This is a genomic window from Candidatus Poribacteria bacterium, assembly GCA_009839745.1.
Classification (GTDB): domain Bacteria; phylum Poribacteria; class WGA-4E; order WGA-4E; family WGA-3G; genus WGA-3G.
In genome coordinates, this window is the sequence record VXPE01000135.1 from 1 (window position 1) to 14,178 (window position 14,178).

General features: G+C 48.9%; 13 protein-coding genes. 10 read left to right on the forward strand and 3 right to left on the reverse strand.

The features are described from left to right. The 10 genes from F4X88_21060 to F4X88_21105 form a co-directional block, all read left to right on the forward strand. Positions 1-1,534 (forward strand): T9SS type A sorting domain-containing protein (locus F4X88_21060; protein MYA58773.1); only part of this gene is annotated, 1,534 nt, incomplete at its 5' end. A gap of 147 nt (positions 1,535-1,681) precedes the next feature. Further along, positions 1,682-2,812 carry a hypothetical protein gene (locus tag F4X88_21065; GenBank protein MYA58774.1) on the forward strand — a complete coding sequence of 377 codons (1,131 nt, stop codon included), beginning with the start codon at positions 1,682-1,684 and terminating at the stop codon, positions 2,810-2,812. A 17-nt stretch (positions 2,813-2,829) separates the two neighbouring features. Beyond that, positions 2,830-3,900: a Gfo/Idh/MocA family oxidoreductase gene (locus F4X88_21070; protein MYA58775.1), complete on the forward strand. Its 1,071-nt coding sequence runs from the start codon at positions 2,830-2,832 to the stop codon at positions 3,898-3,900. A 26-nt stretch (positions 3,901-3,926) separates the two neighbouring features. Beyond that, positions 3,927-5,162 carry an FtsX-like permease family protein gene (locus F4X88_21075; protein ID MYA58776.1) on the forward strand — a complete coding sequence of 412 codons (1,236 nt, stop codon included), beginning with the start codon at positions 3,927-3,929 and terminating at the stop codon, positions 5,160-5,162. A gap of 101 nt (positions 5,163-5,263) precedes the next feature. Then, positions 5,264-6,310, forward strand: a complete 1,047-nt coding sequence (locus tag F4X88_21080) for a Gfo/Idh/MocA family oxidoreductase (protein ID MYA58777.1) — start codon at positions 5,264-5,266, stop codon at positions 6,308-6,310. Next, on the forward strand, positions 6,307-7,122 hold the full coding sequence (locus F4X88_21085; protein ID MYA58778.1) for a hypothetical protein: 816 nt from the start codon (positions 6,307-6,309) through the stop codon (positions 7,120-7,122). Before F4X88_21080 ends, F4X88_21085 begins: the two co-directional genes overlap by 4 nt. 96 nt (positions 7,123-7,218) lie before the next feature. Then, positions 7,219-8,019: an ABC transporter permease gene (locus F4X88_21090; protein ID MYA58779.1), complete on the forward strand. Its 801-nt coding sequence runs from the start codon at positions 7,219-7,221 to the stop codon at positions 8,017-8,019. 123 nt (positions 8,020-8,142) lie between these two features. Then, positions 8,143-9,168, forward strand: a complete 1,026-nt coding sequence (locus tag F4X88_21095; protein ID MYA58780.1) for an ATP-binding cassette domain-containing protein — start codon at positions 8,143-8,145, stop codon at positions 9,166-9,168. A gap of 84 nt (positions 9,169-9,252) precedes the next feature. Further along, entirely contained in the window at positions 9,253-10,017 is a 765-nt protein-coding gene (locus F4X88_21100) for a LamG domain-containing protein (GenBank protein ID MYA58781.1), read from the forward strand. Positions 10,018-10,091: 74 nt separating this feature from the next. Continuing rightward, complete coding sequence (locus F4X88_21105) at positions 10,092-10,997, forward strand: NTP transferase domain-containing protein (protein MYA58782.1); 906 nt, start codon at positions 10,092-10,094, stop codon at positions 10,995-10,997. On the opposite strand, the gene F4X88_21110 is transcribed toward F4X88_21105, so the two are convergent. The 3 genes from F4X88_21110 to F4X88_21120 all read right to left on the reverse strand — a co-directional run bounded on the left by F4X88_21110 (position 10,989) and on the right by F4X88_21120 (position 13,901). Beyond that, the gene (locus F4X88_21110) at positions 10,989-11,699 is read right to left on the reverse strand and encodes a metal-dependent hydrolase (protein ID MYA58783.1); all 711 of its coding nucleotides are present in this window, start codon (positions 11,697-11,699) and stop codon (positions 10,989-10,991) included. The two genes, F4X88_21105 and F4X88_21110, sit on opposite strands and share 9 nt — an antisense overlap. 229 nt (positions 11,700-11,928) lie before the next feature. Next, a complete protein-coding gene (locus F4X88_21115; GenBank protein ID MYA58784.1) occupies positions 11,929-13,056 on the reverse strand; it encodes an aminotransferase class V-fold PLP-dependent enzyme in 1,128 nt (375 codons plus the stop codon). A 32-nt stretch (positions 13,057-13,088) separates the two neighbouring features. Continuing rightward, positions 13,089-13,901, reverse strand: coding sequence for an ABC transporter ATP-binding protein (locus tag F4X88_21120; GenBank protein ID MYA58785.1), 813 nt, complete (start codon positions 13,899-13,901; stop codon positions 13,089-13,091). Positions 13,902-14,178: the final 277 nt, after the last annotated feature.

Sequence of the window (14,178 nt, forward strand, 5' to 3'; positions counted from 1 at the left end):
GATCGCTATGAATGCGGATGGGACGCGCAGATATACGATGCCGGGTCAATCTACGACGGTCACTATAACGGCTGATATGGCCAATTCTTCGCTGTCTGTCGGATCAATGTTGGTCTCAACAAACGATGCGTTCATCGCTGCGATTGATGTACCCCTCTTTGACGAAGATGGGATGCCTGTTTCAGCGAGTCTTGATTTGATGGCGTATGACGCTGGTAGTGAAGATAACACAGAGATGGCTTCGGATATTCCGGGACCCCTCGGTTTAGATGAAGCGACGGATCCCCCAGGAAGCAATGAACGTGTTCCGACGGAAGGTGGCGTCATAGCAGCCCATGAAGGTATCCAAGGTGGTGGTGATGTCACTGAAGCGTTTGCGTGGGAAGAGCCGACGGCAATGTTGACGATCACGCCAGTTGATGCCCCTGCGGAACCGATGCCCGAGGAACCGATGCCTGAACCGGTCGTAGAAGGTCCTGGTTTTGATGTGACGCTTGAAGCGGGTTTGAACATGATTTCGATCCCTCTGATGCCGGCAGAACCCTACACGGCGAAATCGTTAGCGGAAATGCTGGGTGCGACAGCCGTTATTCAACTCGATGCAGCAACGCAGCATTTTGTCGGTTACACGATAGCCGATGAAGGTGATGGATTTGGCATTACGGGGGACAAAGGTTATATCGTGAACACACCGTCTGGCGGTATGGTAAAGTTCACGGGTGATGCATGGGACAACCAGCCTGAACCTGAAGAAGCCCCTGCTGAAGAACCAGTTGCCGAAGAAGAGGCTCCCGCAGAGGAAGAGGTTGTTGAGGAACCCGCTGCTGAAGAAGAAGCGCCTGCTGATGACGCAGCCGCTGATGCTGAAGTTGAAGCCGAAGCGAATGGTGATGCCGCTCCCGCCGCTCCCGCTCTCGCAACCTATAAAAGCGCATGGGCGTTCATCGTGACCAGCGACATCAAAGGCATGGAAACTGGAACGGCATATACCCTCGTCGCTGAGAACCTCCGCACTGGCACAATCGCCACGGAAAACGTCTCAAGTGCAACGAGACGCTCTTCTGCCGTCTGGGCAGACCTGAACCGCAAGAGCGTCGTTGAAGCCGGTGATAAACTCAAAGTCGCCCTTTACGACGACACCAACAGAATCGTCTCAGGTCCCTTCCAACGCACGGTGACGACGAGTGACATTCACAATGCCTTCTTGAGTCTACAACTGCGGGTTGGAGATGTGCAGCCACAAGACACGTTGCTTGCGCAGAACTTCCCGAATCCGTTCAATCCTGAGACATGGATTCCGTATCAGTTGAGCGAATCGACAGAAGTGAAGATTGCGATCTATGATGTATCGGGTCGTTTGGTTCGTTCATTAGATTTGGGTTGGCAGCCGACGGGTTCGTATATGACGCCGTCGAGTGCTGCGTATTGGGATGGTAGGAACGCTGTCGGTGAGCGTGTTGCGAGTGGTATCTACTTCTATACGCTACAGACATCAGATTTCGCTGCGACCCGACGGATGGTTATCCTTAAGTAGGTATAGCAGCAAAAGTACTTTTTGGTGAAACTTGAGAGCCAAAATTTGCTATTGAAAATAAAACGCCCCCCGAGTGCTATTCGGAAGTGTCGGTTGAGCTAATCGCGAATCAACGCCGATTAGCAGTCGGCGTTGGGGCGTTTTTTAATGTGTACACAAGGGAGAAATTTTTTGAATTATCTAAAAAGTATGTTACCTATTTATGCCGTGCTTGTGCTACTTTTCGTTACAAGCATCAGTAGTGCATTTGCCTTCTCTTTCGGTCCCCCGGAAGAAAAAACGGGGGCCCCTAATGAAGGGACCTGCGCGGACGCGGGTTGTCACACAGGTAATGACTTGAACGCCTCAGGGGGTTCACTGATATTGACAGCCCCGGAAACATATCAACCGGGTGGGGTTTATGAGATTATTGTCAATCTTGCACGTGCCGGACAAAGCCGTTGGGGATTTGAAATGACAGCACTTGATGGTGATGGCGCAAGTGCTGGCTCCTTTGAAGTTTCAGATGCCGCGAATACGCAGTTGAAGGTCGCCAACAGTAAGCAGTATATTATGCACACTGCTGCGGGAAGTGCCCAAGGAACAAATGATGAGAACCAGTGGACCCTTAAATGGACCGCGCCTGATGCCGATATCGGCCCGATTACCTTCTACGCTGCTGGCAATGCCGCCGATGGAAACTTCATTTTCACAGGCGACTATATCTACACAACACAGGCGGAATCAACACCCCCTGTTCCTGTCGTAGTCGGGGTTAATTTCATTGGAAACGTAGAACAGACGACAATGGACGCAGTCACAGGTGTGGATTACACTTTTGAACTGACGAATATGGGAAATATGTCAGATACGTTCACTCTTGAGGTGTCGGTATCCACGCCTGCAGCTGAAGCGGGCCTCGTCGGTGCTCTCAGCGTAGACACGATAACACTGGAACCAGATGCGACCCAAGAAATCACGTTTAACGTCACGGGGAACGCGGCGACCTCACCCGGGGCTTACGATATTGAAGTAAGTGCTATTTCTGGGGCGGATAGTCTGATCCGTTCAACACTCCTAACGACAACAACCATAGAAATGCCGCCGCCCCCTCCAACACCTTGGGATGTCAATGATGATGGGATCGTGAATGTTCAAGACTTGGTTTTAGTCGCCAGCGAATTCGGTCAGTCTGGGGAAGCCCTTGAAGGGGATATAAACGGTGATGGAACAGTAAATGTTCTTGATTTAGTCCTTGTTTCCTCGCATTTCGGTGAGAATACAAAGGCAGGTCAGTAAAAAGGAAGGATCAAAAAATGGCATCTAAATATCGCGTTGGAATTATCGGATGCGGTGGTATCGCCAATGCTCATGCACGTGGTTATCAGGGTGTTGAGCAAACCGAAATTGTTGCACTTGCCGATCCAGTTCAAGTAGCTCTTGACAAATTCGCAGACACCTACGGCGTATCCGCTGAAAACTGTTATTTGGATGCGCGCGAGATGTTGGATAACGAAGACCTTGATATTGTCAGTGTCGCGACGTGGCATACACTCCACGCGCCGATGACAATTGCAGCCTGTGCGCGAAGTCCAAAGGCAGTGCTCTGTGAAAAACCGATGGGTGTTAGCCTCGGTGAATGTGATGAAATGTTAATCGTCGCAAATCGCAATAATGTCAAGGTCGTTATCGGGCATCAGCGCCGCTTCAATTCCGCATGGACGGATGCCCGCAATCTCATTGCCGAAGGGGCAATCGGTGAACCTCGACAGATTGTCTGTCAGGGGGGTCAAGGGTTACTAAATGACTGCTCACACCTCTTTGATATGATGCGTTATGTCATCGGCGACCCGGATCTGCAATGGGTTATTGGTAACGTTGAACGAAAAACGGAACGTTACGAACGCGGTATTCAGATTGAGGACCGAAGTGCTGGAGTTGTCGGATTTTCAAACGGTTGCATCGGTATGCTCTTGCAGGAGATCGGTAGACCGAACTATCAAGGGGGTATCGTCTACGGAACAGATGGTATCGCCGATGTAACGGAGGGGCGCGTTCGTCTCCTCAACAATAAGGCTACAGACTGGGAAGAACGTCCCTCTGATGGAAGGGACCAACACGTCGCCCAAGCAACTGAACTGGTTGAGTGGATTGAGGGCGGTCCTGAACACCGCGGTGAGGCGAAGCATGGGCGCGCGGCTGTTGAAATTATAATGGCGATCTATGAGTCCGCACGTATGCACGAAGTTGTCCAATTACCGCTGCGGACGCATGCCAATCCATTGGATTTGATGATTGAAAGCGGAGAATTGCCCATCGAACGTCCAGGGCGTTACGACATCCGCGCGTTTTTATTGCACGGCGAATCCATGAAACCTGAAAATTAAAGGTCGCCTACGAGAATTAGAGAATTATGCAGATTACACAAGGGGTGACTGTCGGCTTGACAGCACTACAACGTAACAAGTTGCGCTCTGTGCTCACAACCCTCGGGATTATCATCGGGATCGCGGCGGTTGTGGCTGTTGTTTCTGTTGGCGGTGGTGCCGAACACCTTATGCTCGCTGAATTAGAACGGATCGGCGGTGCAGGGTTGATTGTCTGCTTTCGGAAAGACACGTTTCGTAGAGACGATGGTTCCTACTACGAAAATAAGCATCCAGCGTATATTGAATACGAAGACCTGGACTTTCTCTTGGAGAATTGTCCCTCTCTTAAGGCAGCTACGGCACTATCTCAAGCGAATCTCACCGTATCACACAAGCACGTGAATCAATCGCTTGAGATTTGGGGCGTGACACCTTTCTATGAAGAGGTTAATAACTGGTACATTCAAGCCGGCAGATTTATTACGGAAAGTGACATGGAACGCAGAGAACCCGTCTGTATCATCGGTTCTGAAGTCCGAAAAGACCTGTTTGAGAGGGAAGACCCGATTGGTCTTGAATTGAGAGTCGGTGAAGAACGGTTCACCGTCATCGGGGTCATGGAGGAGAAGGGCAACAGTATGGCAAGTGAGGGGTGGGACAATCGAGTGATTATCCCCCTTACCACAATGGAAATTCGTTATATCGGGCAGATGAAAGGACGGCTCTTCTTGTGGGCACAAGCCGAGAGCTATGATAAGGTGGAACAAGCCGTCGCTGAAATCAAAATTGCGATGCGACAACAACACGGAGACGAAAAATATTTTGAATTCTTCACGGCGAAGGAGGTTATAAAACAGGTAGGCAATGTCAGTCGGATTGTGCAAGTACTTTTGGGGGGTGTTGCGAGTGTTGCCTTGTTCGTTGGTGGCATTGGCATCATGAATATCATGTTGGTTTCTGTAACGGAGAGAACCCGTGAAATCGGCTTGCGCAAAGCCCTTGGTGCAAAACGTCGCGACATTCTGATCCAATTCCTCATTGAAGCCATCGTTTTGAGTATTTGCGGTGGGCTTATCGGCATTCTCATCGGAAGCAGTCTCGCCTCTATTTCCGGTTTGGTTATTTCAAAACTCATGGATGCAAGTTGGCCCGCTGTTGTCTCTGTCCAAGCCGCTTTAATAGCGTTTAGTGTTTCCGCGTTAATCGGTATATTTTTTGGACTCTATCCAGCGAACAAAGCCGCAGGTCTCACCCCAACAGAGGCACTGCGTCATGACTAAAATCGCATAATTTCACGCCTCTCCCGCAAAATCAAAGTTTATGGGAAATTAAAATAGCAAATTTTGGCTTGCAAGTTACGCCGAAAAAAGGAGCACGTGCTGTGTCAAATCGAACAACAAAAGTTCGCGCTGCTGTCGTTGGACTCGGTTGGCCCGGGATGCAACATCTTAAAGGTTATACTGCCGATCCGCGTTCAGAAGTGATTGCCGTCTGCGATTTAGATAAGAAGCAGGTCAAGCAGGTAGCATCGGAGTATAAGATACCGAATACGTATACCAACCACTTAGAGATGTTGAAAAATAAGGATATAGATGCCGTTAGCGTTTGTCTACCGAACTTCCTCCATGCCCCTATCTCTATTGATGCGTTGAACGCTGGCAAGCATGTGCTGTGTGAAAAGCCTCCCGCTCGAAGTGCACAGGAAGCAAAGGCTATGGCGGATACCGCCACTCAAAATGGAAAGACTTTAATGTATGCCCTCGTGCAGCGGTTTGATGGGAGTACCCAGCGGCTCAAGCAGTTGATACGGGAAGGTGAACTCGGTGAAATTTACTTCGGCAAAGCGGGTTATGTCCGACGGCGGGGTATTCCTATCGGCAAGGAAGGGTGGTTTGTTGATAAAGAACGCGCAGGCGGTGGTGCTCTCATTGATATTGGGGTCCACGCGTTAGATTGTGTCTGGTGGCTCATGAATTCTCCAAGACCCGTTGAAGTTATGGGAACCTCCTATTCTCACTTTAAGCATCTGGTGCCTGATGACGTTAAATACGATGTTGACGATGCAACTTTTTCACACATCCGGTTTGAAAATGGCGCGACGATTATCCTCGAAACAACGTGGGCTTTGAACCTCCCTGGGGACAACTACATTAAAGTCGCAGGAACGAAAGCAGGCGCGACGCTCAGTCCGTTCACCCTTTACACGGAAGAAGATGGCAAAGATTTGGATAAACCGCTTAGCGCGCCTCCGATTAACGGATTTGACGAAGAGGTAAAGCACTTCGTGGCGTGCATTGTTGATGGCAAAGAACCTATCTCCTCAGCCGAACAGGGTATCATGCTGATGCAGATGCTTGATGGTATCTACGAATCCGCAGAAAAGGGACGATCTGTGCCTATCGCAGATCTAAGTGCCGCGACCGGATGAGATCCCTTTGTTTCGCATTCCAGGTCTATCTGGCGTTTGCAAAGAAATCGTTTCAGAGGCGGATGCAATATCGGGTGGCAAACCTCGCAGGTTTGACGACCAATTTTTTCTTTCTCCTAGTGCATATCTTTGTCTATACCGCTTTCTACGCAGCGCGTCCGGCTCTTCAACCCCTGAGTCTGGATGAAATTATCACATATTTCGTTCTGTGTCAGGTTTCTTTCATGCTCATGCCGTTTTGGGGGACGCGCTCTGAAGTTACGAGCGCGATTAAAGACGGCAGCATTGCGCTCCAATTAACCAAGCCGGTTGACTTCCAAGCGTATTGGTTTGCCGATGAGTGTGGTAGAGCCCTTTATTATTTACTCATGCGGGGATTTCCGACTTTTCTTATCAGCATTCTTTTCTTCAACGTTACAATCCCGCAGCAGCCCACTATTTTAATGACGTTTACAGTTTCAATGATGCTCGCTGTTTTCATGAGTAATGCTATCACGATAACAATCTTTAGCTCAGGGTTCTGGACACTGGATACAACGGGAATCTCTGGAATGTCCTATTCCATAATCACCCTATTTTCTGGAATGTTGGTCCCGATCGCGTTATGGCCCGAATGGTTAGCACACATCGCCAGATGGCTGCCCTTTGAAGGTTTAATTGACATCCCGTTTAGTATCTATTTAGGCAAGATTACGGGTATTGCGGTCTGGATTGCCATAGGCAAACAAATGGTGTGGAACCTCTTTTTTATTGGGTTGGGACGACTTTTCTTAACCCGTGGTTTTTCGCGGCTCGTTATACAAGGCGGGTAGAAGGTTTGCTTGGGGTGTTTTTGCTTGGGGTTTTTGATAGGGTGTTTCTGCGTATTTCCCCAAGGTTACCTCGCCCGTCCAACGGATTTCCCAAAAATGCACCATCTTTCACTCTACTTCTATTTCGTCAAACTTCGTATCCGATCGCAGATGGAGTACCGACTCTCCTTTGTCTTTGATGTATGTGCGCAGGCGAGCATCTCTGTCATCGACTTTTTCATGATTGCCCTTCTCTTTAACCGTTTTAAAGAATTAGCGGGATGGAGCCTTTGGGAAGTCGGATTCCTCTACGGCATGATTGGTATCTGCTTTGCTGTCGCCGAGATGGTAGGAAGGGGATTTGATGTCTTTCAGAGAAATATTGTGCGTGGTGACTTCGATACGGTCCTCATCCGTCCCCTTGGCACCTTCTTTCAAGTTTTTGCACATGAATTTCTACTCCGTCGATTGGGGAGGATAGCACAAGCCCTCGTTGTATTTCTCATTGCTAATTCGCAGTTGACTGTGACTTGGTCACTTACCAAAGTAGGGTATCTGTTCATTTCGCTGATAGGCGGCACCTGTTTTTTTGTGGGCCTCTTCGTCATTGGCGCGACAAGTTGTTTTTGGACTGTCCAATCCATTGAGATTATTAATATCTTCACGAACGGCGGCGTTTTCATGGGAAGTTACCCGTTTTCTATTTATCGATGGTGGTTTCGACATTTTTTCACCTTTATTGTCCCGTTGGCGTGTGTCAACTATTTTCCGTCCCTATTTCTGCTTGAAAAAATTGGAGTATCAGGGGTTTCACCGATCGGTGTTCACTTAGCACCCTTCGCGGGGTTCCTGTTTCTCGGTATCACTGTGCTATTTTGGAGATGGGGTGTCTTACACTACCAAAGCACGGGTTTTTAATTATTGCTTCTGAGCCGCTGCGTCCGTTGTCCTTGCGGGTTTTCGGTTAATTCGCGACTGGATTTGAGAAACGGACTACAAAGACACAACGACCGCTATTTCTCCGCAAGGTAAATTAAAAAAATGATTGAAGTTGACAACCTTAGCAAAATTTTCAAGATCTATCATCACCGCAAAGGATTTTTCGGGAGTTTTGTGAATCTTTTTTCGCGCAAGCACCGCATTGTCCAAGCGGTAGACAGGGTCTCCTTCACCGTCAAACGCGGCGAAATTGTCGGATATTTGGGACCAAATGGTGCCGGAAAGTCAACGACTATCAAGATGCTAACCGGCATTTTGGTGCCGACATCGGGCAGTGTGACCGTGAATGGATATATCCCACATCGTCAACGAAAAGAAAATGCCAAGCACATTGGGGTCGTGTTTGGGCAGAGATCGCATCTGTGGTTCGATTTACCTGTCCAAGAATCATTTGAGTTGTTGCAGCGTATCTATCGGATCCCAGAGACACAATACCACTACAATGTTGAGGTATTTGACGAATTGCTCAGCCTTGGCGATTTTTTTCAGACACCTGTGCGCCAGTTGAGTCTCGGTCAGCGGATGCGTGCTGACATCGCAGCTGCACTGCTCCACAATCCAGATATTCTATTTCTTGATGAACCGACGATCGGTTTAGATGTTGTCGCCAAGGCACGTATTCGACAGTTTATTCAGAAAATTAACGCTGAACGGCACGTCACGATTGTATTGACAACACACGATTTAGATGATGTCGAGAAACTCTGCAAGCGTGTGATTCTCATTGACAACGCACGTCTCTGTTTTGACGGAGAACTCGCCAGGCTTCGGCGGTTGCTATCAACGGAACGGCTTTTGACTGTTGATTACGCTGAAGTCTATCCGGACATCAGCATTCCCAGTGCACATGTTACCTATCAGGATGGTGCCCGCGTGCAGTATCGATTCTCTCCTGAAGAAATCAGCACGGCGGATCTGATCGGGACAATCCTCCAAAGGTTCAGGATTATAGACATATCCGTCCAGGAACCTGATATTGAGGAGTTGATAAAAACCGTTTACGAGGATAATCTCACGCTTGAACATAAATTGACAGAGCCGATATATCCAGACGCACAATCGGATTGACTTGACAAACCCAAAATCTATAAGGTAAAATATATGATAGTTTTCACAGACCCTAATTTCTATAACTAAAAGGAGCAATTAAAAATGCGTTTAAGGAATATCAGAATAGTCTGTGTACTCGCTGCACTCCTCACACTGCTCTGCTATGTAACAGCGGCGGATGCACAAGATTTCGTAATAGATGGACTCGTTGCCATGTATACGCTTAATGAAGCGGATATCGACGGTAAAACTGTCAAAGATGTTTTTGGGGGCAAAGATGCGAAGATCGAAGGCACCCTTAAATCCGTCGAAGGTGCGGCTGATGGCACGGGAGAAGCCTTGGAATTTGAAGGGGATAGTTACATCGAAATCCCAGCGATGGGTGAGTTTGAGCATGTGAGTATTGAATGCTATGCGCTTGAAGGACAGTTCGGCGGCATTCAAGGCATCGTATCTACATGGCAGTGGGCGGCTGGCAAAGTCCACTTCAAATTTGAGGGCAACCAAATCCAAGTTCATAAGAACGATGGTGTGAAAATCCGCTTAAATGCTGAAGAGGAGCAGTGGTATCACATCATTTATACCAGCGATACCAAAGACAATGAGTTGAAACTCTATGTTGATGGCGAATTGGTTGACGAAGGGCTCGCCGGCGGAACCCCTGAACTGATGGACGAACGTCGTATCGGTAGCGAACACGACGGTAGATTCCTGATCGGTATGATTGATAACGTCCGTATTTATGACCGGATCCTTGACGAAGACGAGGTTGCACAGAATTTTGAGTCGCAGAGCGATCAATTGCCCGTGGAACCCGCTGGCAAACTCTCAGCCACTTGGGGCTACCTCAAAGCATTGAGAAATTAATAGATTCAGGTGTGCTTCCGCTGAAACTCTCCAGCGGAGTGTCATGTCTATAGAGGGAGGGATTTGTAATCCCGATGTCTCTGCGCATTCAGAAGGCAGTTATTCCTATTGCCGGGTACGGGACACGTCTTTTCCCCGCAACGAAAGCCGTGCCAAAAGCACTCTTTCCAATTATCGCTCAGGATGGTATCGCAAAGCCGATCATTCAGCTGATTATTGAGGAGGCGCTAACGGCAGGTGTGGAGGAGGTGTGTCTCGTTGCCCAACCCCAGCAGGTCGAGCCGATTGCCGACTATTTTTCTGGCACCGTTGCGGATGCGATTCGCGAAAAGGCGGAATTAGCAGTGCAGGCGGATCGGTTAGCGGAAATAGGCGAACGGTTGCATTTCGCGATTCAAGCAGAGCCGGAGGGTTTTGGACACGCCATCTATTGCGCCAAGGATTTTGCCGCTGGTGAACCGGTTATGATTTTGCTCGGGGATCACCTCTATATTTCCGAGTCAAATGTCTCTTGCGCGAAACAACTGGCGGATATCTACGCACAAGTTGGTCAATCTGTCACGAGTCTGGATCTCTGTCATGAGAGTGAACTCTCACTTAACGGCATCGTTCACGGTAATCCTGCTACTGAATCCCCGCGGTGCTTTACATTAGCACAAATCTCCGAAAAGCCGACGGTCGCGTTCGCGCAGGAACACCTCCGTGTTGAGGGTGTCCCTGATCAACAATACCTCTGCAACTTCGGCATTGATCTCCTCAATCCCCTCCTCTTTGACATTCTGGACTACAACTACAGACACCGAATTGTGACGCACGGAGAGATTCAACTGCGGGATGCAATGTCGGAAATGATAAAACGGGAAGGCATGTCCGGGTATCGCGTCGCAGGTAAGCGTTACGATACGGGAAACCCACAAGACCTGCTGAAGACCGTGAATGCCTTTGGGCTCCACGGTCCCTATCGGAATGTCTTAGGCTAATGTTTCCCCAACCGCTAACGAAACAATTTCTACATTCTGGGATGCCGTCAATTGTCGGAGTTCTTCGGGCGTTCCTGTCAATAGTGGGAAAGTGCCATAATGGATGGGCAGAATCGCTGGAACATTGAGCAATTGTGCGGCGTAAGCGGCTTCACGCGGTCCCATCGTGAAATGGTCACCAATGGGAAGTAATGCGAGGTCGGGTTGGTAAATCTCGCCGATAATCCGCATATCCCCGAACACGTTCGTATCCCCGGCGTGGTAAATTTTGTATCCGTTCCCGAATTCGATGATATAGCCTGCGGGTTCACCGAGATAAACCGTTGTGCCGTCTGCCTCTGTGAAGCTGCTGCTATGGTTTGCTGAAACCATCGTTGCTTTCACGCCGCCGACAGTGACAGTGCCACCCTTGTTCATACCGATCGTGTTCTCGACCCCCTGATTACCGAGCCATCCTGCAATTTCAACGATGGACACAACTGTTGGTGTATGTTTTTTCGCCAGTGGCACTGCATCGCTAATGTGATCCGCGTGTCCGTGTGTGATGAGGATAGCATCAAGGCGATCAAAAGTCTTGAGCGCATCCGGGCATACTGGGTTGTTGGTTACCCATGGATCTATGAGGAGTGTTTGTCCATCTGTTTCGATTTTAAAGGTGGAGTGTCCGAGCCATGTCAGGCGGATACCATTATTAAGTTTCATTTTTTTATTATTCCTTTTTTTAATTTTACCTTGCGGTTCGGTCAGGTAGGTTTCATAGTGTAACATGCCTTTACGTATATCCGCCTGCGCCGTTGTTGCAGACTACCTGTTGGGTTATTACCTGACTTGTAGCGTAGCCTGTTAGGCTGCGCATAGGTTTTCAGATGGATTGAGTTTTGCCAACCGCCAATTGCTAATTGCTCATTTCCTTTGAGTTCGATCAGGTGCTTTAACACTTGCACCGGTTTAAAATGATCTCTGTGAGTCTTTCAGCAATGATTTCTACCTCTCCGGGCATTAGCGTTTGTCCGTTGATGATAACACCGTTTTCTCCCGATCCTGGAAGGTCAATCGAGGGCTCACCGTCTGCGAGTTGCTGAAGGATTTCGTTCTGTGTGATACCGAGGTGTTTTGCATCAAATCGGATTTCAGTGCGGGGCATCGGTTGTCCGGCTTCGGAAGGGAAGATACGATGGACTGTAACGCCTTGGATGTCCGAGAACACTTTGTCGTAGTAGGTAACCTGATCCTCGTAGGATTGCTGTAATTGGTCGTGGTCTTGATCCAGATACCATTCGACAGCAGTAAGGAGTCCTACCAACTCTTCTTTTCCCACCTTCATTCCCCTGCCAATAAAAGGATGTGGGGGTCCGTTGAAAGCGATAGCCTCAATCAGCGATTTTTTTCCGACAATTAACCCACTACTCTGCGGTCCACACAAGCCTTTCCCGCCGCTAAAGAGTGCCAAGTCAGCACCCATCTGCGTAAAACGCCATAAATTTTCAGGGGGTGGTAATTGTGCGGCAGCATCAACAATGAGAGGGACATCGTGCCTTTTCGCAATCGAGATGGCTTCCTCGTAAGGCACCCAGAGGTGTTCTCTGCTGGGGTTCGCGAAGTAGAAAATTGCGGCGGTCTTCTCCGTAATGGCGTTTTCTAACTCGTCAGGAGTCGTTCCCTTTTCATCACCTATCTCTACGAAAGTGACACCAACCTGTCGAACAGCGTAATCGTATCCGACACGACCATGACGATGTACAATGACTTCACTTTTCATTGAGGTATCAAGGTGAGGCAATTTTTCGCGCTTGTCTGGGTCAAGTCCGGTGATACATGCAGCAGTGCTGAGCGTCAAAGCAGCGGCAGCACCGCAGGAGACATACGCCGCTTCGTTGTGGGTGAGTTTCGCAATCTCTTCCCCGACCCGTTTTTGGAGTTCGATGATGTCTACAAAATGCTTGGCAGCGTCCGCCATCGCAGCGACAACCTCAGTTGGCATGATTGAGCCACCGAGCCGTGTGAGCGTCGCGTTGCCGTTGATGACTGTGCGAATGCCTAAGCGTTTGTAGATGTTCATTTTTTAAGGGTTGTCAGTTATCTGAAAACTATTTACCCGACTTCCTCACCGTCTAATTTACCGACGTGGAGATCAATCTCATCACGCGACTCAATCTTATCCACTTTACCATCCGCCATGTGGAAGATGCGATCGGAGACATCTAACATCTTGTGATCGTGTGTTGCGGTGATGATGGTTACGCCGTTTTCAGCATTGAGTCGGCGAAGTAAGGCAATGATTTCGAGCCCGGTTTTGGTGTCCAAGTTTCCAGTCGGTTCATCGGCGAGAACAATTGCGGGATCATTTGCAAGCGAACGGGCAATTGCGACGCGCTGTTGTTGTCCGCCGGAGAGCTCTAACGGCTTGTGTTGCACGCGGTCACCGAGTCCGACGAGTGTAAGGAGGTCAACCCCTTTTTCTCTGCTTTCGTCTGCGCTCATACCCGCGAAGATCATCGGAAGTGAAACATTTTCGAGTGCCGTCATAACTGGAATGAGATTGAACGATTGAAAGATATAGCCGATCTTTCGGCAGCGGAGCCATGCGAGTTCATACGCATCAAGTTGTGCGATGTCCACCTCGTCAATGTAGACTCTGCCCTCGGTCGGTTTGTCTAAGCCACCGATCATGTTGAAAAGTGTCGATTTCCCTGAACCGGAGGGACCCATGATAGAGATGTACTCACCACGCTGGATTTGAAAATTGACACCGCGGAGAGCATCTACAGTTTGCGTTCCCATCTCATATCGCTTGATAAGGTTCCGGACGCGAACCGTGTTTTCCTTCGGAAGGATACGTTGGAACTTCTCCGGTGTTTCGGCGAGAATTGCGGCAACATCGCCTATTTCTGTTGGTGTATTCATTTTTTAATTATTCCTTGCGGTTCGGTGAGGTGGGTTGGATGACCAACTATCCTCTCCGTATATCCGCCTGCGCCGTTGTTGCAGGCTACAATTCCGTTAAAACTGCACAATCTAACAGATTATGCTACAGGTTCTCAGATTTCAATTATTCCTTGCGGTTCGGTGAGGTGGGTTGGATGACCAACTATCCTCTCCGTATATCCGCCTGCGCCGTTGTTGCAGGCTACAATTCCGTTAAAACTGCACAATCTAACAGATTATGCTACAGGTTCTCAGA